A 17,442-nucleotide genomic window follows, 5' to 3' on the forward strand; every position below is an offset into this window, starting at 1 on the left:
CCTGGGGGCCGACGACCGCAGAAGCGGGCTGGTGGTGTCTGCGCAGCAGCTCATCTGTGTGCACTGCACAACGCAAGCGGCCCCGGCGGGTGCGGGCACACCCGCCGGGGCCTTGACCGACTGGAAAGGAGTCGGACATGGACAACCTACCGGTGGCGGTGGGCGGCGTGCCTCCAGGAATCGGCGACGTGACGGCGGTGCGGTTGCGGCTGCTCGTGGACCTGATGGTCGAACTGCACGCGCTCGGGCGCGGAGTCTCGCTGACGATGGCCGCGCACGGGCAGCCCGTCCTCTACGTCCGGGTGCGGGACGGGGCGCGGGCGCTCGCGGTGCTCAGCATGCAGGGAGCGGGCGGCGCGTGGCTGTTCTGCTGGGGCGGCGGGCACGTGGCCACGGCGGACGGGACGGCCCGGGCCGCGCACCAGATCGCGGCGGGCGCTCGGTGATGACCTGGAACACCGTCGAAGCACGCCGGATGTCACCCCAGCGGGACGGGCGCCTGGACGTGCGGGCGGTGCGAGACCAGGTGCGTGAATGGGTCGGTCCGCGCGAGTCGGTGGACGCCGACGACCTGGACCTCGTCGTGACCGAGATCGTCACCAACGCGGTGCGGCATACCGCGTCGGGACGTGCCGGGGGAGGAGTGGACGTCACCGTCCGGACGTCGGACGGCGACAAGGGCCGCGTCCGGGTGGAGATCGCGGACGATGGCGGGGCTGCGTGTGCGCCGCATTTCTCGGCGGACGGGCGAACCGGCGAGTGGTCGGACGAGTCGGGGCGGGGGCTGGTGATCGTGGCGGGGCTTGCCAGGCGCGCCGGGGCGGAACCTGATTCGTCCGGGCGGTGGGTTGTCTGGTTCGAGATGTGAGGGCGGGGACGCGGTGGCACCGCGTCCCCGCTCGTCAGTGGTGGCGGCCGGCGTTCGGCGGGTAGTCGTCTTCGTCCGGTTGCTGGTCGGCGCTGCGGTGGCGGCTGGAGCCCTGGCTGTAGCGGTCGTCCTGCGGGACGTTGTAGCCGCCGCTGGCGTGCCGTCCGGACGGGGAGTCGTGCGGCGCGGCGTAGGGGCCCGTCGCCTGCGGGGGCGTCTGGTAGCCACCCGTCTGCTGGTTGCGGCCTCCGGTGGCGTAGCGGCCGGACGGTCCCGGAGCGGCGGGCGGACGGTCGTCCGCCGATGCGCGCGGGTCCGAGGGGCGGCCGTAGCCCAGGCCGATGACGTCCTCGTCGTCCTGGTAGTAGCCGCGTCCCGCCTGGGAGCCGTAGGTTTCCTGGTACGCCTGGCGCTGCGGCGGGACCTCGAACGGGTCGTGGCCCGGAGGCGTCTGGTAGGCGGGACGGTCGTACGGCCGGCGCTCGTACGGCTGCTCGTAGTACGGCGTCTCGAAGGACGCCCGGTTCGGAGGCGGCGGCGGGGCGGGCGCGGCCATCCTCGGGTTGCTGGACATGGGGCCGGTCGCGCCCGGCGTCATCGGCGCGCCGGTCGGGGCGGGGACCGGGTACGGGACGGAGATCCGGGCGGGCGGCGGCTGCTCCAGCAGCAGCTTGAGCTGGCTGCGGCGGCGCCCGTAGACGAGGTAGAGGAGCATGCCGCCGGCCATCCAGATGCCGAAGTAGGCCCAGGTGCGCAGCTCCAGGTTCAGCATCAGCCAGGCCACGAGGACGATCGTCACGATCGCGGTGAGGCGGGCGGCCGGGACGCGGAACGGGCGGTGCAGGTCGGGACGGTCGCGGCGCATCCGCAGGACGGACGCGGAGACGAACAGGAACGCGAACATCGTCCCGATGACGACCATGTGCTCCAGCGTCAGCACGTTGATGGTCTGCGACATCAGGACGGCCGCCGCCCCGGCGACCAGCGTCGCGCGGGACGGGACGCGGTACTTGCCGACCGCCGAGATCGAGCGGGGGAGCAGGCCGTCGCGGGACATGGAGAACAGGACGCGGGTGAGGCTGATCAGCACCACCAGGATGACGGTGGTGAGGCCGAGCACCGCGCCGACGTCCACGATCTTGCCCATGGAGCTCGCGCCGACCATCCCGAAGGCGTTGGAGAGCGCCGGCTTGTTCGGGTCGAGGCGGCTGTAGGAGACCATGCCGAGCATCGCGACCGCGACGCCGAGGTACAGCACGACGGCGATGCACAGCGAGGCGATCATGCCGCGGGGGACGCGGTGCGGGGCGTCGTCGGTCTCCTCGGCGGCGGTCGCGATCAGGTCGAAGCCGATGTAGGCGAACACGATCGCGGGGGTCGCGGCGAGGATGCCCCAGATCCCGAACACGTGCGGCGAGCCGCCGGTGATCGCGCCGGTCAGGGCGTCCAGGACGGTCTGCGCGCTGTCGTCCGGCGCGGCCTTGGCGGGCGGGACGAACGGCGTCAGGTTGTGCGGCGCGAAGAACTTCAGCCCGGTCGCGATCAGCAGCACGATGACGATGAGCTTGGCCAGCACCATGAACCACAGCGTCCGGATGCTCATCCGGCTGCCGATCGCGAGCATCGCGACGATCAGCACGAGGATGCCGAGCGCGAAGACGTCGAACCCCTTCTCCTGCCCGATGACGCCGCCGAGCGCGCCCGGTATCGGCACGGAGAAGTCGTGCAGCATCTGCGTCGCGAACAGGGACCAGGCCCGCGCGAGCACCGACGCCGCGAGCAGCAGCTCCAGGATCAGCGACCAGCCGACGACCCACGCCCAGACCTCGCCGAACGCGACGTAGGAGAAGGAGTAGGCGCTGCCCGCGACCGGGATGATCGAGGACAGCTCGGCGTAGGACAGCGCGGCCAGCAGGCACACGATCCCGGCCACCACGAACGAGACGATCACCGCCGGCCCGGCGGTCTGCGCGGCGAGCTGGCCGGAGATCTTGAAGATCCCGGAGCCGACCATCACGCCGAGGCCGAGCACGATCAGATCGCGGGTGCGGTACACCACCCGCAGGCGGTGCCGGCCGCCGTGCACCTCACCGGTCGCACGCTCTACCGGCAGCCGCCGGAACATGTTGTTGGACATGCGGAAGTCCCAGGTCTTAGGCGATGTTTCCCCAGGGCCCGGCCCGCGCCGCTGTTCGCGAGACAGCACTGCTGAAGTCCCTAAGAATTCACCACGAACAGGTAAAACCGCAACGATTTCCCTGAGATTCGTGGGACGTGGCGGACACCGGACACCGCGTGAACGGAGGCGGGACGGGCCGTGCGCCTCCGCCGCGCAAGCGCCGGACGGCCCTCACGAGCCGTCCGGGGTCGGTCGGGATGCTGGCATTCGGGCGAGATCGGTGACACGGTGGGTGACGCCGGTTCCGGAGGAGGTCCCGTGTCGTTCCCCGCCGCGTCGAATCGCAGCGCACGCCGCCTGTTCACGAGCCGCCCGGGCGTCCGCCGGGGTGCCGCCGCCACCGCCGCCGCGGTGGCCGTCGCCGCGCTGGCCGTCCCCGGCCGCGCCGCCGCCGCCCCGTCCGCGCCCGTGCCCGCGCCGCGCCCGCCGGACGGCAAGCAGGCCGTCGCGACCGGATACGGCGGCGCCGTCTCCAGCGTCGACCTCGACGCCAGCCGCAGCGCGCTGGAGGTCCTGCGGCACGGCGGCAACGCGTTCGACGCGGCCGTCGCCGCCACCGCGACCCTCGGCGTCACCGAGCCCTACGTCTCGGCCATCGGAGGCGGCGGCTACTTCACCTACTACGACGCCCGCAGCCGCCGCGTCTACACGATCGACGGACGCGAGAAGGCCCCGAAGGCGATGAAGGAGACCTCTTTCATCGACCCGGCGACGGGCAAGCCGTTGCCGTTCGACCAGGCCGTGACCAGCGGACTGTCCGTCGGCGTGCCCGGCACGGTCGCGCAGTGGGACACCGGCCTGCGCCGGTTCGGCACGCGCTCCATGGCCTCGCTGCTCCAGCCCGCCATCCGCGTCGCCGAGCACGGCTTCACCGTGGACCAGGAGTTCCAGGACCAGACCGCCGTGAACGAGGCGCGGTTCCGCGACATCGTCCCGACCCGCGAGCTGTTCCTGCCGGGCGGGAAGCTGCCGCAGGTCGGCTCCACCTTCCGCAACCCCGACCTCGCGCGGACGTACCGGGAGCTCGCCCGGCGCGGACCGTCCTGGCTGTACGGCGGGGAGCTGGGCAGGGAGATCGTCCGGACCGTCCAGCACCCGCCGAAGGACCCGAAGGCGGCGCGCAACGTCCGGCCGGGCCTCATGACGAACGCCGACCCGCCCGCCTACAGGCCGGTGTGGCGCGACCCGACGCACGTGAACTACCGCGGCCTGGACGTGTACGGCATGGCGCCGTCCTCGTCCGGCGGGACCACCGTGGGCGAGGCACTGAACATCCTCGGCAACTTCCACCTCAGCCCGAAGGACCCGGTCACCGCGCTGCACTACTACCTGGAGGCGTCCAAGCTCGCCTACGCCGACCGGGGCCGGTACGTCGGCGACCCCGACAAGGTGAGCGTCCCGGTCAGGGAGCTGCTGTCGCAGGGCTTCGCCCGCGAGCGCGCCTGCCTCATCAAGCCGGACGCCGCCGCGCAGGCGCCCGTCGCCCCCGGCGACCCGGACGGGAACTACCCGCCGTGCAAGCCGCCGGGCAACACGACCCGCGCGCTCGCCATGGAGGGCCCGCAGACCACGCACCTGGTCGTCGCGGACCGGTGGGGGGACGTCGCGTCCTACACGCTGTCGATCGAGCAGTTCGGCGGCAGCGCGCTGACCGTCCCCGGACGCGGCTTCCTGCTCAACAACGAGCTGACCGACTTCGACTTCCAGCCGCCCGCCCCCGGCCAGGCGCCCGACCCGAACCTGCCCGGACCGGAGAAGCGGCCGCGCAGCAGCATGTCCCCGACGATCGTGCTCCGGGACGGCCGCCCGCTGCTCGCGGTCGGCACCCCCGGCGGCTCGACGATCATCACGACCGTGCTGCAGATCCTGCTGAACCGGATCGACCTCGGCATGAGCCTGCCCGCCGCGCTCGCCGCGCCCCGCGCCACCCAGCGCAACACGCCGCAGGTGTTCGCCGAGCAGGCGTTCATCGACCGGTACGGACGCGCGCTCGCGGCGAAGGGCCACCGGCTGGAGGTGTTCCCCGGTCCGCCGGTCGGCCAGATCGGTGCGGCGGCCGGACTGGAGTTCCTCGCGCCGGGGCTGGTGCAGGCCGTCGCGGAGCCCGTCCGCAGGCACGGCGGCAGCGCGCTGGTGGTTTGGCCGCAACGCTGACGGAATGTCCGGAACGCCGACCGGTGCACGCGCGGCTACGCCCGGGCCCACGGGGAAGGAGACGGTCATGGCCGACGCATATGTGCAGGTGACCACGACCACCGACTCGCGAGCGGAGGCGGCGGAGCTCGCCCGGTCCGCCGTCTCCGACCGGCTCGCCGCCTGCGCCCAGCTCGTGGGGCCGATCGCCAGCACCTACTGGTGGGAGGGCCGGATCGAGTCGGCCGAGGAGTGGATGGTCGTGTTCAAGACCACCGTCGACCGGTTCGACGAGCTGGCCAGCCTGATCACCGACGAGCACTCCTACGACACCCCGGAGATCATCGCCACCCCCGTGGTCGCGGGCAGCCTCGACTACCTGACCTGGGTCGCCGAGCAGACCGGCCCGCCCGAACCCGACCCCGAAGAGGCCTGACCCCTGCCCCGGACCCGGAGGGTGACGGCCGTCCCCACCCCGGTCCCGGAGGGGGACGGACGTCCCGGGCGCGGTCGCCGATCGGTGTGAGTCCCGCCATATCCGGGAAATAAGTAGTTACTTGCCGGATCGGTCGTGGTTTCCTCGTGGGCGTGTGAGCGGCGCCGGCCGGCGCGAGAACCGTCCGGGAAAGGGGCAGCCGATGGACATCGACGCGCGCTCGGGGGAGCAGCCCGGCCTCGCGGGGCCGGCGGACGACCACGGCCTGTTCGGTCCGGGCTCGGTCACCTGGCGGGTGATGGGCGAGCCGGTGCTGGTCGTCGGCGGGATCCGCGCGCTGCTGCTCCAGGCCCTGCACCCGCACTCGATGTGGGGCACCGCCCAGAACTCCGAGCTCATGGACCCGGCGACCGCCTGGGCCCGGCTCGGACGCACGGTCGAGTTCGTCCGGGTGCGCACCTGGGGCAGCCGGGACGAGGTCGAGCGGGTCGGGCGGCGCATCCGCAAGCTGCACTCCAAGCTCAGCGGCGTCGACATGCGCACCGGCGAGCCGTTCCGCGTGGACGAGCCGGAGAACCTGCTCTGGGTCCACATGGGCGAGGTCGACTCCTACCTCGACATCGCGCGCCGCTCCGGCGTCCCGCTGAGCCGCGCCGACGCCGACCGGTTCGTGGACGAGCAGCGCCGGGCCGCCGCCGTCGTCGGGCTCGACCCCGCCGGCGTCCCGTCGTCGGTCGCCGAGATGCGCGACTACTACGCGGACATGCGGCACCGGGTCTGGGCCTGCGACGAGGCGAAGGAGGGCTTCCGGCGGATGTTCAACCCGGCGCTTCCGAGCAGGCTCGTGCCGCTGAAGCTCGCCGCCCCGGCCGTCGGCGTCCTCGTGGTCTCCACGCTCCCGCGCTGGGCGCGCCGCAAGTACGGCCTGCCGGGCCTCCCGACGTCCGACCTGGCGGCCACCCTCACCCTCAAGGGCCTCTACCGGACGACCCGGGTCGTCCCCGAGCGGTACCGCTACGGCCCCGACGCCCGCCGCGCCCGCGAGCTCACCCGCGAACACGCGTCCGCCCCGGCCTCCTGGCCCCTCGCGTCCTAGCCGAGGCCCGGCGGTGGCGGCCCGTCCGCGTTCAGGTCGCGGGTGCCCCGGTGGGGGAGCAGGCAGGCCGGGACGACCAGGGCCGCGCCGAGGGCCAGGGCCACCCAGAAGGTCACGGAGAACGCGTCGGCGAGGTGCGGGGCGAGCAGCGGGCGGATCCGGGCGGGGATGTCGCCGCCGACGCCGCCCCCGGGCGCCCTGCCGGCGGCGGGCAGCCGCTCGGTGAGCTCGCGGGACAGGACGACCGCGAGCAGCGCCGCGCCGAACGAGCCGCCGAGCTGGAGGATGATGTTGAGCGCGCTCGACGCGCGCGGCACGGCGGCGCGGTCCAGCGTGGCGACCGCCGCCGACATGGACGGCATCATCGTCGCGCCGATGCCGAGGCCCCGGACGAACATCGCGCCGCCGAGCAGCGCGAACGACGTGCCGGCGTGGAGCTGGGTGAACGGGATCGTCCCGAGCGTCAGCACCACGGCCCCGAACGGGACGACGCGTCCCGCCCCGAACCGGTCGGTGAGCATCCCGGCGAGCGGCATGGACAGGGCCGCGCCGATGCCCTGCGGGGCCATCAGCAGCCCGGCGGTGAGCGCGCCCTCACCGCGTCCGACCTGGTAGTACAGCGGGATCAGCAGCGTCGAACCCAGCATGACCGTGCCGACCAGGAACGCGACGACCGACGCGGTCGCGTACGTCCGGTCGCGGTAGAGCCGGACGTCGATCAGCGCGCGGTCGCCGCGCCGCGCGGCGTGCGCGACGAACGCCGCGACGAGCAGGGCCCCGGCGGTCAGCCACGCGATCGTGGCCGGGTGGCCGAAGCCGCCGCTCCCGCTCGCCCGGGACAGCCCGTAGATCAGCAGCACGAATCCCGGCGACAGCAGCACCAGGCCGCGCAGGTCGAGCGCCGCGCCGTCCTCCCGGGGCCGTCCCGGCGGGATCTTCCACCAGGCCAGCAGCAGCGCCGCCGCGCCGACCGGCAGGTTCACGAAGAAGATCCACCGCCAGTCCGCGCGCTGGACGAGCCAGCCGCCGACGACCGGCCCGAACACCGGACCGAGCAGCATCGGGACGCCGACGATGCTCATCACGCGGCCCATCCGGCGCGGCCCGGCGGCCATGGTCAGGATGGCCATCCCGGTCGGCATCAGCATCCCGCCGCCGAGGCCCTGCACGACCCGGAACGCGATCAGGGTCTCGATGCTCCACGCCGACCCCGCCAGCGCCGAGCCGAGCACGAACAGCGCGATCGAGGTCGTCCAGACCCGGCGCGCGCCGAACCGGTCGATGGCCCAGCCGGTCAGCGGGATGACGGTCGCGAGCGCGAGCAGGTAGCCGGTGACGACCCACTGGATGGTGGCGAGCCCGGCGTGGAAGTCGGTGCCGAGCGTGCGCAGCGCGACGTTGACGATGGTGGTGTCGAGGATCACCATCACCGTGCCGCAGACCACCACCAGGCCGAGCACGATCACGTCGCGGTCGAGCCGGTCGTCGGCCATGGCGGTCCCCTTGCCGGGCTCGGACGCCCCCGCACCCGTCGAAGTTCGAGCTCTTCGCAGCACACCACGGGCCATGGCGAACTTCAAGGCGAGGCGGAACCGGTCCGGACGACCCCCTGGACCTGGCGAGGGCGGGGATCAGCCTCGGTGCACGAGGCGGCCGACGGCGGTCATCAGCCTCGGCGCATGAGGCGGCCGACCGCGGCCATCAGCTCGGTCGACATCTCGTCGGACTTGCCTTCGTGCGCGCCCTCGGCGACGCAGTGCCGGACGTGCCCGTCCAGCAGGCCCAGCGCGACCTTGTCCAGCGCGGCCTGGATCGCGCTGATCTGGGTCAGGATGTCGATGCAGTACCGGTCGTCCTCGACCATGCGCTCGATGCCGCGCACCTGGCCCTCGATCCGGCGCAGCCGCGTCTGGAGCTGGTCCTTGGTGGCGGTGTAGCCGCGGGTCGGGGTCTCGCTGGTCGCCATCGTCGTCCTCACAGTCGCCGGCGTGCGGGGGCTCGGCCACGATACCCCCGGGGGAAACCCCCCAGGGGGTATCTTATACGCTCGCCGGAGCTGCTCCCGGAACGTCCGCGATCACGGCGGGCGGCGCTCCGGGGTGAGGGTGCGGGCGTCAGCGCGGCGGGACGTTCCAGGACGTGATGACCGGCCGGTCGTGCTCGTCGCCGAGGGCGGAGACGGTGCCGGTGCCGAGCGCGAACAGGCGTCCCTCGGACGGGGCCAGGCCCAGCCAGCGGGCGGTGAGCACGCGCAGCACGTGCCCGTGCGCGACGAGGACGACGTCGCCCTCGGCCAGCAGCGGCCGGACGCGTTCGAGCACGCGGTCGGCGCGCTTGCCGACCTGCTCGACGCTCTCGCCCGGATGGTCGGCGTCGCCCGGGACGATCCCGTCGTCCCACAGGTACCAGCCGGGCCGGGACTCGCGGATCTCGGCGCTGGTGATGCCCTCGTAGCCGCCGTAGTCCCACTCCCACAGGTCGGGATCGGTCTCGTCCACGGTCAGCCCGGCCAGCTCGGCGGTGCGGCGGGCCCGCTCGGCGGGGCTGGAGACGACCCGCACGGGACGCACGTCCGCCAGGGACGGGGCGAGGGCCCGCGCCTGCTCCTCGCCCCGCCCGGTCAGCGGGACGTCGGTGCGTCCCGTGTGCCGGCGGTCCCGGCTCCACTCGGTCTCGCCGTGCCGCACGATGATCAGTTCCCCCATGGGGGACACCCTACGGGTCAGGCGGAGGCGAGCCAGAGGTCGGGTCCGAACACCTCGTAGTGGATCGCCGACGCCGGTACGCCCCGCTCGACCAGCTGCGCCCGGACGGCCCGCATGAACGGCAGCGGTCCGCAGAGGTAGGCGCGCAGGCCGTCCGGCAGCGCGACGCCGGACAGGTCGACCCGGCCGGTGCGCTCGGCCGGCCAGGGGCGCTCGGGGGCCTCGTACCAGGTGAGGTCCGTGCCGGCGGCGAGCTTGCCGATCAGCCCGGCGCGCTCGTCCCGCAGCGGGTGGGTGCCGTGCGTCCGGTCGCCGTGGACGGCGATCACCGGGGCGGAGTGGCCGCGCTCGACCAGCTCCTTGAGCATCGCCACGATCGGCGTGCAGCCGATGCCCGCCGAGGCGAGCAGCAGCGGGCCGTCGTGGCCGTCGAGGACCAGGTCGCCGTAGGGGGCCGACAGCTCCAGCACGTCCCCGGCCCGGACGGTGTCGTGCAGGCGGTTGGAGACCTCGCCGGCCGGGTCGCCCTGCTCGCGCTTGACGGTGATCGTCCGCTCCCGCGCGCCGGGCGCGTCGGTGAGGCTGTACTGCCGGATCTGCCGCGCGCCGTCCGCGAGCGGGACGCGCACCGACACGTACTGCCCGGCGCGGAACGGCGCGACGGGCTCGCCGTCGGCCGGACGCAGCCGGAACGTCGCGGTGGTGGCGGTCTCCTCGACGCGCTCGGCGACCGTCCACCGGCGCCAGGAGTCCCCGGCGATCGCGCCGCGCTCGGCGTACAGCCGCCGCTCGGTCTCGATCAGCGCGTTCGCCATCAGCCAGTAGACCTCCGACCAGGCTGCGGCGACCTCCTCGGTGACCGCGTCGCCCAGCACCTCGACGATCGCCGCGAACAGGTGCTCGTAGACGACCTCGTACTGCTCGGGCGCGATGCCGAGGGACGCGTGCTTGTGCGCGATCCGGGCGAGCATCGCGTCCGGGCGGACGTCCGGGCGCTCGACCAGCGCGGTCGCGAACGCCGCGATCGACCCGGCCAGCGCCTGCCGCTGCGTCCCGGCCGCCTGGTTGCCCCGGTTGAACAGGTCCCGCAGCAGCTCGGGATGCGCGGCGAACAGCCGCTGGTAGAAGACGTCGGTGATGGTGCCGATCGCGCCGCCGACGACGGGCAGGGTCGCGCGGACGACCTCGGTGGACCGGGGGGAGAGCATGGCGCCTCCAAATTGGTATTTGATCTACTGATTCAACGGCGGACGCGGCGCGGGGGAGTTTCGGGGGAGTTGATCACCCGGCGGGCGGACGCCCGACGAGTCCGAGCAGGACGGGTCCGGTCGGGGCCGCGACCAGGTCGGCGAGCGTCACCCCGTCCAGCGAGGAGTAGAACGCCTCCTGCGCCTGCCGGAGCGCGGACCGCAGGCGGCACGCCTGCCGCAGCGGGCACGGCACGTCGCCCTCGCACTCGACGACGTCGCCGGCGCCCTCCAGCTCGCGGACGAGCCGTCCGACGGTCACGCCGCGTCCGGCCTCGGTGAGGGCGAGCCCGCCGCCGCGTCCGCGCCGGGTCTCGACCATGCCGAGGCGTTGCAGCCGCGCCACCACCTTGGCGAGGTGGTTGTACGGCACGCGCATGTCCGCCGCGACCCGCCGGGCCGTGCTCGGCTCCGGATCGGTCGCGGCCAGGCACATCACCACGCGCAGCGCGAGGTCGGTCGCCTTGGTCAGCCGCATGGTCTCAGCGTAGGAGAACTCGCATCTGAGATGCGCCTTTTGAGCCGTGGGTGTCGTCACACGACCGCGGGAGGAGCGGGCGCGAAAGGAGACGGTGCGGGAGGAGCGGGCGCGGAAGGAGACGGTGCGGAAGGAGACGGGGTGGCGCGGAAGGGGACGGCCCGCGTCCGGACGCCTTGTGGGGAGGCGACCGGACGCGGGCCGTCGGTCCGGGGTGGAGCGGCGTCAGGCGAGGACGGACTCCAGCGAGACGTGGCTCATGCCGTGCGCCTCGGCGACCTGGCCGTAGACCAGGCTGCCCGCGTGGGTGTTGAGGCCGAGGGCGAGCGCGTGGTCGGCGAGGAGGGCGTCCTTCCAGCCCTTGTTCGCGATCGACACCGCGTAGGGGAGCGTCACGTTCGTGAGGGCGTAGGTGGAGGTGTTCGGCACCGAGCCCGGCATGTTCGCCACGCAGTAGAAGACCGAGCCGTGCACCTGGAAGGTCGGGTCGGCGTGCGTGGTCGGGCGGGAGTCCTCGAAGCAGCCGCCCTGGTCGATCGCGATGTCCACCAGCACCGAGCCGGCCTTCATGTGCGCGACCAGGTCGTTGGAGACCAGCTTGGGGGCCTTCGCGCCGGGGATCAGCACCGCGCCGATGACCAGGTCGGCCGCGCGGCACTCCTGCTCCAGCGTGTAGGCGTTGGAGACCAGGGTCTTCAGCCGGCCCTGGTAGATCGCGTCGATGTGCCGGAGCCGGTCGACGTTGACGTCGAGGATGGTGACGTCCGCGCCCATGCCGACCGCGATCTGCGCCGCGTTCAGCCCGGACACGCCGCCGCCGATGACGACGACCTTGGCCGGGGCGACGCCCGGCACGCCGCCGGGCAGCACGCCGCGCCCGCCGTTGAACTTCATCAGGTTGTACGCGCCGACCTGCGGGGCGAGCCGGCCCGCGACCTCCGACATCGGGGCGAGCAGCGGCAGCGACCGGTCCGGCAGCTGGACGGTCTCGTACGCGATCGCGGTGACGCCCCGGTCGAGCAGCGCGTCGGTGCACTCGCGGGACGCGGCGAGGTGCAGGTAGGTGAACAGGGTCTGGCCCTCGCGCATCCGGTGGTACTCGGCCGCGATCGGCTCCTTGACCTTGAGGATCAGGTCGCCCTCGGCCCAGACCTCGTCGGCGCTCTCCAGGATCTTCGCCCCGGCCGAGGTGTAGTCGTCGTCGAGGATCGCCGAGCCCTCCCCGGCCCCGCGCTCGACGAACACCTCGTGCCCGTTCCGGGTCAGCTCGTGCACCCCGGCCGGGGTGATGGCGACCCGGTACTCATGGTTCTTGATCTCGCGAGGAACGCCGACCTTCATGTTGCCCTCCGTCAACGCTGACAGGTTGTGACCAGCTGGTACGCCTCAAGGGTGGGGGTAGCCGCCACCCTGGTGCCATGTCCAGTCTGTATAGTCATTCCCGAATCAGCTGACAGTATGTAAAGGGCGGCCTCGCCGCGATCAAGGCTGATCAGAGGCGCGCGCCCGCGGGCGGGAGCCACTCGTCGGCGATCGCCACGGTGAGCCTCTCCAGCAGCGGGCCCGCGGCGTTCGGCGTCCGGGCCAGCGCGGGGTCGATGTCGGTGAGGGCGTAGACGGCCTGGATCCGGGCGCGGCGCAGCCGCTCGCCGGTGAGCCCGCGCCGTCCGGCGACGGCCACGGCCGGGACGCCCGCGCGCGCCGCGGCCCGCGCCACCGAGGCGGCCACCCCGCCGCGCAGCGTGCCCGTGTCGATCGTCTCGGCGCCGGTCACGACCAGCCGCGCGCCGCGCGCCCGGCCCGCGAAGTCCACCAGGTCCAGGACGGCCCCGGGCCCCGGCTCGACGGTCGCGCCGAGCAGCGCCAGCGCCGCGAACCCGGCCCCGCCCGCCGCGCCCGCGCCGGGCAGGTCGCGCGCCCGCCTGCGGGTCACCGACTCGGCGAGGTCGGCCCACCGCACGAGCCCCGCTTCGAGGATCCGCGCCTGCGTCCGCCCGAGACCGTGCGCCAGGACCCCGCCGGACAGGACGGACACGACCGCCCCGGTCCGTCCCAGCAGCGGACGGCTCGTGTCACCGATCAGCGTGATCGTGATTCCGGACAGATCCGGGAGTCCGCGCAGGTCGAGCGCGTGCAGGGACCGCAGCGCGGCCCCGCCGAGCGGCAGCTCGCGGCCGATCCCGTCGAGCAGCCGCCCGCCGAGCCCCTGGAAGAGGCCGGCGCCTCCGTCCGGGGCGGCGCAGGCCCCGGCCGACAGCACGATGCGCCGCGCCCCGAGCCGGACGGCGTGCCCGATCAGCTGCCCGACGCCGAGCGAGGTGGCCGACAGCGGGCGCGGCGGGCCGTCCGGCAGCCGCCGCGGCCCCGCGGCCTCGCCGATCTCCACGACCGCGCACCGCCCGTCGAACGCCAGCGACGCGGTGACGGGCCGTCCGGCCGGCCCGCAGACCTTCAGCTCCACCCGGCGGAACCCGGCCGCGACGGCGGCCTCCGCGGTGCCGTCCCCGCCGCCGGACACCGGCAGCTCCACGACCGGCACGTCCGGCCGCGCGAGCCGCAGCCCGGCGGCGAGCCGCCGGGCGACCTCGGCGGCCGGCAGCGCGCCCCGGAACCGGTCGGGCGCGAGCAGCACGTGACCGCGCGGAGGAGGCTCGCCGGGAGGTTCGGGCAGGGACACGGGCAGCCACGCCTTTCACGCCGGGGGAACAGCGCTTCGGTTAGTTCCCTACCCCCTGCTCACGCCAGGACGCCACTATTTGACGCCGAGCAGTTCCTGGATCGGGTGCAGCCCGAAGTAGACGAGGAACACCAGCGTGATCACCCAGATCAGCCAGTGCGTCTCCCGGATCCTCCCCTGCGCCAGCTTGATCAGCGTGTACGCCACCAGCCCGGCGCCGATCCCGTTGGTGATGGAGAAGGTGAAGGGCATGAAGACGATGGTCAGGAAGGCCGGGATCGCGATGTCCAGGTCGTCCCAGGTGACCTTCGCGACCTGCGTCATCATCAGGGCGCCGACCAGGACGAGGGCGGGGGCGGCGGCCTGGGCCGGGACGACCGAGGCGAGCGGGGTGAGGAAGAGCGTGACGGCGAACAGGGCGCCGGTGGCGATGTTGGCCAGGCCCGTGCGGGCGCCCTCGCCGACGCCCGCGGCGGACTCGACGAACACGGTGTTGGCGGACGAGCTGGTCAGGCCGCCGAGCGCGGCGGACAGGCCGTCCACGGTGAGGATGCGGCCGAGACCGGGGACCTCGCCCTTCTCGTCCACCAGGCCCGCCTCGTCGGAGAGGCCGAGGATCGTGCCCATCGCGTCGAAGAAGCCGGACAGGACGAGGGTGAACAGGACGACGAGCGCGGTGATGAACCCGGCCCGGCCGAAGCCGCCGAAGATGTCGACGTTGAACAGCAGACCGAAGTCGGGCGCGGCGAACAGCTTGTCGGGGACGTCCGGGACCACCACGCCCCAGCCGTCCTTGGGCACGCTGGCGTTCGACTGGATGACCACCGCGAGGACGGTCGCGGCGACGATGCCGATGAGGATCGCGCCCGGCACCCTCCGCACGTAGAGCACGACCATCAGGATCAGCGCGACGGCGAACACCACGGCGGGCCAGCCCATCAGCTTGCCGCCGGTGCCGAGAGCGAGCGGCGGGCTCACCGGGCTGGAGCTGATGAACTTGGCGTCGTAGAGGCCGACGAGCGCGATGAACGCGCCGATGCCGACGGCGATGGCGTGCTTGAGCGCGAGCGGGATCGCGTTCATGATCCGCTCCCGGACGCCGGTGACCGCGAGCAGCACGATCACCACGCCCTCGATCACCACCAGGCCCATCGCCTGCGGCCAGGTCATCACCGGCGCGGCCTGGAACGCCACGACCGCGTTGATGCCGAGCCCGGCGGCGACCGCCATCGGCGCGTTGCCGACCAGGCCCATGATGATCGTGCCGATCGTCGCCGACAGCGCGGTCATGGAGGTGAGCTGCGCGCCGGAGAGCTGCTCGTGGTTGATGTCCTTCGCCCCGCCCAGGATGATCGGGTTGAGCAGGATGATGTAGGCCATCGCGAAGAACGTGGTGACGCCGCCGCGCATCTCGCGCGCGACGGTCGTGCCGCGCCCGGAGAGGTCGAAGAAGCGGTCCAGCGGGCCGCGCGGGCCCGGCGGCGGCGTGGCGTGGACGGCGTCGGCGGATGCTTGCGACATCAGGCGTGCTCCGGTGCGGGGATCGGGCGGGGATGGTTGCGGTGCGCGCGGTGCGGATGGCCGTGCGGCGTGCACAGATTAGCCGTCCCCTTGTTACGGGCAGGTCACTGACCGGCCTCCGGGCGGGTCGGATCGGGCCTGGTCAGGACCCCCGGTAGGTGGTGTAGCCGTACGGGCCGAGCGCCAGCGGGACGTGGTGCCGCTCCCCGGCCGCGGTCACGAGGAAGATCACGGTGATCTCCGGGTAGTACGACCGGACGTCCCGCGCGGCGAAGTAGCGGCCCGACCCGAACCGCAGCCGGTAGGTGCCCGGCACGATCTCCGGAACCGGCTCCGAGTCCGGTGGCGAGGCCAGCTCCCAGCGGCCGTTCTCGTCGGTCTCGCCCTCCTGGACGAGCCGCCAGGAGTCGGCGTCGTAGTGGTCGAGCCGGACCGGGACGCCGGCCGCGGGCGTCCCGGCGCCGGTGTCGAGGACATGGGTGGACACGGTCATGGCCGCAAGTACAGCAGCAGCGGGCCGTCCGGCCGAAAGGACGCGCGGAGGCGGTCACGGGCCGTGACCGCCCGCCCGGCGGGGCGGCGCGGTCCGGGTCGTCCGCTATAGCCTGCCTGATGCGAAAGGCCGGTGCGAAAGGGACGGTCGGGATCCGCCGAATCACGACCTGACCGGGCGCGATCCGGGCACACTGGATGATCGACACGTTTTCTTCTCCACGCGGCGTGCGGACGCACGAGGCGAGGGGGACCTGGCAGGCGGGTGGTTGGAAACATGGACCGGGAGACACTGGGGCAGCGGATCCGGGCGCTGCGCATCCGGCAGGGCATGAGCCAGGCCCAGCTCGCGTACCCCGAGCTGTCCGACAGCTACATCTCGCTGATCGAGAGCGACAAGCGGGTGCCCGCGCCGAGCGTGGTGGACCTGCTCGCGACCAAGCTGAGCTGCTCGCCGACCTACCTGGTCAGCGGCGTCGGCGAGGACGTGGTGGACGAGCTGCGCGTCACCCTCGACTACGCCGAGATCGCGCTGCGCAACGGCGCGGCGGCCGAGGCGCGGGCCCGGTTCGCCGACGTCCTCGCCAGCCCGGACGCGGTCGCGCTGCCCGACATGCTGCACCAGGCCCGGTGGGGGCACGCGCTCGCGCTGGAGGCGTCCGGCGATCTGGAGCGGGCGATCGAGGAGCTGCGCGCGCTGAGCGCCCGCGCGTCCGCCGAGCACGACCCCGAGCAGTGGACGCGCGTCCACGTCGCGCTGAGCCGCTGCCTGCGCGAGCGCGGCGACATCAGCGAGGGCGTCCGCGTCGCCGAGGACGCGCTGCGGCAGCTCGCCGCGACCGGCGCCGACACCACCGACTCGGCCGTCCACCTGGGCGCGGCGCTGCTGGCGGCGTTCATCGAGCGCGGCGACCTCGTCCGGGCGCGGCAGCTCGCCGCGCAGCTCGTCGAGCGCGCCGACCGCGGCGCGGGACCGGCCGCGCGCGTCGCCGCCTACTGGGAGGCCGCGTTCGTCGCCGAGGTCCGCGGCGCCTACGAGGAGGGCGTCGAGCTGGCCGAGCGCGCGCTGCAGATCGCCGGGGAGTTCGGCGAGATCGACGGCGCCCCGGACGGCGATCTGCGCAACCTCGCCCGGCTCCGGGTCAACTACGCCGGGCTGTTGCTGCGCGCCCGGCCCGAGCAGGCCGGCCGCGCCCGCGACCTGCTCGTCCGCGTGCGCGGCGAGATCAACACGAGCGCGGCGGGCGAGCTGGACGTCGCGTGGTGCCTGACCGAGCTGGCCCGCGCCGAGTCCGCGCTCGGCCGCCCGGCCGAGGCCGTCGCGCGCGCCGAGGAGGCCCTCGACCTGCTCGGGGACGCGCCGCGCCGGGCCACGGCCGTCGCGCTGACCGTCCTCGGCGAGGCGTGCGTCCGGCTGGGGGACCGGGAGCGGGCGACCGCGTCGCTGTCCCGCGCCGCCGGCTGCCTGGAGCGGATGGAGTCGTCCCGGCACGCCGCGCAGACCTGGTTCGACCTCGCCGAGCTGCTCGCCGAGAACGGCTCCCCGGACGACGACCGGATCGCGGCCTACGGGCGCGCCCTGGCCTGCGCCGGAGTCTGACCGGACGGTG

At 73.6% G+C, this 17,442-nt stretch carries 16 protein-coding genes; 6 read left to right on the forward strand and 10 right to left on the reverse strand.

Annotated elements, in window-relative coordinates:
• The first annotated feature begins 137 nt into the window (after window positions 1–137).
• Together ACFPCY_RS05340 and ACFPCY_RS05345 are read left to right on the forward strand one after the other, a co-directional pair.
• Window positions 138–446 (forward strand): hypothetical protein, encoded by a 309-nt coding sequence (locus ACFPCY_RS05340; protein WP_378252413.1) that lies wholly within the window; start codon window positions 138–140, stop codon window positions 444–446.
• Window positions 446–868 carry an ATP-binding protein gene (locus ACFPCY_RS05345; RefSeq protein ID WP_378252414.1) on the forward strand — a complete coding sequence of 141 codons (423 nt, stop codon included), beginning with the start codon at window positions 446–448 and terminating at the stop codon, window positions 866–868. The genes ACFPCY_RS05340 and ACFPCY_RS05345 overlap by 1 nt, the downstream gene beginning before the upstream one ends.
• A gap of 34 nt (window positions 869–902) precedes the next feature.
• Here the strand turns inward: ACFPCY_RS05345 and ACFPCY_RS05350 are convergent, their stop codons facing one another.
• Window positions 903–3,005 (reverse strand): amino acid permease, encoded by a 2,103-nt coding sequence (locus tag ACFPCY_RS05350; protein WP_378252415.1) that lies wholly within the window; start codon window positions 3,003–3,005, stop codon window positions 903–905.
• Between the two features lie 300 nt (window positions 3,006–3,305).
• Between ACFPCY_RS05350 and ggt the strand changes: the two genes are divergently transcribed.
• From ggt to ACFPCY_RS05365, 3 genes are all read left to right on the forward strand, one after another.
• A complete protein-coding gene (gene ggt, locus ACFPCY_RS05355) occupies window positions 3,306–5,201 on the forward strand; it encodes a gamma-glutamyltransferase (protein ID WP_378252416.1) in 1,896 nt (631 codons plus the stop codon).
• A gap of 67 nt (window positions 5,202–5,268) precedes the next feature.
• Window positions 5,269–5,616 carry a divalent-cation tolerance protein CutA gene (gene cutA, locus ACFPCY_RS05360; protein ID WP_378252417.1) on the forward strand — a complete coding sequence of 116 codons (348 nt, stop codon included), beginning with the start codon at window positions 5,269–5,271 and terminating at the stop codon, window positions 5,614–5,616.
• A 202-nt stretch (window positions 5,617–5,818) separates the two neighbouring features.
• Window positions 5,819–6,712, forward strand: coding sequence for an oxygenase MpaB family protein (locus tag ACFPCY_RS05365; RefSeq protein WP_378252418.1), 894 nt, complete (start codon window positions 5,819–5,821; stop codon window positions 6,710–6,712).
• Here the strand turns inward: ACFPCY_RS05365 and ACFPCY_RS05370 are convergent.
• The 9 genes from ACFPCY_RS05370 to uraH all read right to left on the reverse strand — a co-directional run bounded on the left by ACFPCY_RS05370 (window position 6,709) and on the right by uraH (window position 15,833).
• Window positions 6,709–8,205, reverse strand: coding sequence for a DHA2 family efflux MFS transporter permease subunit (locus ACFPCY_RS05370; RefSeq protein WP_378252419.1), 1,497 nt, complete (start codon window positions 8,203–8,205; stop codon window positions 6,709–6,711). The two genes, ACFPCY_RS05365 and ACFPCY_RS05370, sit on opposite strands and share 4 nt — an antisense overlap.
• A 173-nt stretch (window positions 8,206–8,378) precedes the next feature.
• The gene (locus ACFPCY_RS05375) at window positions 8,379–8,678 is read right to left on the reverse strand and encodes a metal-sensitive transcriptional regulator (RefSeq protein WP_378252420.1); all 300 of its coding nucleotides are present in this window, start codon (window positions 8,676–8,678) and stop codon (window positions 8,379–8,381) included.
• A 148-nt stretch (window positions 8,679–8,826) separates the two neighbouring features.
• Complete coding sequence (locus ACFPCY_RS05380) at window positions 8,827–9,417, reverse strand: histidine phosphatase family protein (protein WP_378252421.1); 591 nt, start codon at window positions 9,415–9,417, stop codon at window positions 8,827–8,829.
• 17 nt (window positions 9,418–9,434) lie between these two features.
• Window positions 9,435–10,625: a globin domain-containing protein gene (locus ACFPCY_RS05385; protein WP_378252422.1), complete on the reverse strand. Its 1,191-nt coding sequence runs from the start codon at window positions 10,623–10,625 to the stop codon at window positions 9,435–9,437.
• Window positions 10,626–10,698: 73 nt separating this feature from the next.
• Complete coding sequence (locus tag ACFPCY_RS05390; RefSeq protein WP_378252423.1) at window positions 10,699–11,142, reverse strand: RrF2 family transcriptional regulator; 444 nt, start codon at window positions 11,140–11,142, stop codon at window positions 10,699–10,701.
• A gap of 225 nt (window positions 11,143–11,367) precedes the next feature.
• Window positions 11,368–12,483 carry an alanine dehydrogenase gene (gene ald / locus ACFPCY_RS05395; RefSeq protein WP_378252424.1) on the reverse strand — a complete coding sequence of 372 codons (1,116 nt, stop codon included), beginning with the start codon at window positions 12,481–12,483 and terminating at the stop codon, window positions 11,368–11,370.
• 151 nt (window positions 12,484–12,634) lie between these two features.
• Window positions 12,635–13,819, reverse strand: a complete 1,185-nt coding sequence (locus ACFPCY_RS05400; protein ID WP_378252425.1) for a glycerate kinase — start codon at window positions 13,817–13,819, stop codon at window positions 12,635–12,637.
• A 75-nt stretch (window positions 13,820–13,894) separates the two neighbouring features.
• Window positions 13,895–15,340, reverse strand: coding sequence for an NCS2 family permease (locus ACFPCY_RS05405; RefSeq protein ID WP_378252426.1), 1,446 nt, complete (start codon window positions 15,338–15,340; stop codon window positions 13,895–13,897).
• Between the two features lie 142 nt (window positions 15,341–15,482).
• Window positions 15,483–15,833 (reverse strand): hydroxyisourate hydrolase, encoded by a 351-nt coding sequence (gene uraH / locus ACFPCY_RS05410; protein WP_378252427.1) that lies wholly within the window; start codon window positions 15,831–15,833, stop codon window positions 15,483–15,485.
• 276 nt (window positions 15,834–16,109) lie between these two features.
• Here uraH and ACFPCY_RS05415 point away from each other — a divergent pair, with 276 nt between their 5' ends.
• A complete protein-coding gene (locus ACFPCY_RS05415; RefSeq protein WP_378252428.1) occupies window positions 16,110–17,432 on the forward strand; it encodes a helix-turn-helix domain-containing protein in 1,323 nt (440 codons plus the stop codon).
• Window positions 17,433–17,442: the final 10 nt, after the last annotated feature.

Source organism: Actinomadura gamaensis, from assembly GCF_042652125.1.
GTDB classification, from domain to species: Bacteria; Actinomycetota; Actinomycetes; order Streptosporangiales; family Streptosporangiaceae; genus Spirillospora; species Spirillospora gamaensis.

What these genes read in the sequence shown, in the direction of transcription:
- ald (WP_378252424.1), bottom strand. Translation starts at nt 12,483, where the DNA reads ATGAAGGTCGGCGTTCCTCGCGAGATCAAGAACCATGAGTACCGGGTC.
- ACFPCY_RS05415 (WP_378252428.1), top strand. Translation starts at nt 16,110, where the DNA reads ATGGACCGGGAGACACTGGGGCAGCGGATCCGGGCGCTGCGCATCCGG.
- ACFPCY_RS05380 (WP_378252421.1), bottom strand. Translation starts at nt 9,417, where the DNA reads ATGGGGGAACTGATCATCGTGCGGCACGGCGAGACCGAGTGGAGCCGG.
- cutA (WP_378252417.1), top strand. Translation starts at nt 5,269, where the DNA reads ATGGCCGACGCATATGTGCAGGTGACCACGACCACCGACTCGCGAGCG.
- ACFPCY_RS05365 (WP_378252418.1), top strand. Translation starts at nt 5,819, where the DNA reads ATGGACATCGACGCGCGCTCGGGGGAGCAGCCCGGCCTCGCGGGGCCG.
- uraH (WP_378252427.1), bottom strand. Translation starts at nt 15,833, where the DNA reads ATGACCGTGTCCACCCATGTCCTCGACACCGGCGCCGGGACGCCCGCG.
- ACFPCY_RS05350 (WP_378252415.1), bottom strand. Translation starts at nt 3,005, where the DNA reads ATGTCCAACAACATGTTCCGGCGGCTGCCGGTAGAGCGTGCGACCGGT.
- ACFPCY_RS05385 (WP_378252422.1), bottom strand. Translation starts at nt 10,625, where the DNA reads ATGCTCTCCCCCCGGTCCACCGAGGTCGTCCGCGCGACCCTGCCCGTC.
- ACFPCY_RS05390 (WP_378252423.1), bottom strand. Translation starts at nt 11,142, where the DNA reads ATGCGGCTGACCAAGGCGACCGACCTCGCGCTGCGCGTGGTGATGTGC.
- ACFPCY_RS05405 (WP_378252426.1), bottom strand. Translation starts at nt 15,340, where the DNA reads ATGTCGCAAGCATCCGCCGACGCCGTCCACGCCACGCCGCCGCCGGGC.
- ACFPCY_RS05375 (WP_378252420.1), bottom strand. Translation starts at nt 8,678, where the DNA reads ATGGCGACCAGCGAGACCCCGACCCGCGGCTACACCGCCACCAAGGAC.
- ACFPCY_RS05370 (WP_378252419.1), bottom strand. Translation starts at nt 8,205, where the DNA reads ATGGCCGACGACCGGCTCGACCGCGACGTGATCGTGCTCGGCCTGGTG.
- ACFPCY_RS05340 (WP_378252413.1), top strand. Translation starts at nt 138, where the DNA reads ATGGACAACCTACCGGTGGCGGTGGGCGGCGTGCCTCCAGGAATCGGC.
- ACFPCY_RS05345 (WP_378252414.1), top strand. Translation starts at nt 446, where the DNA reads ATGACCTGGAACACCGTCGAAGCACGCCGGATGTCACCCCAGCGGGAC.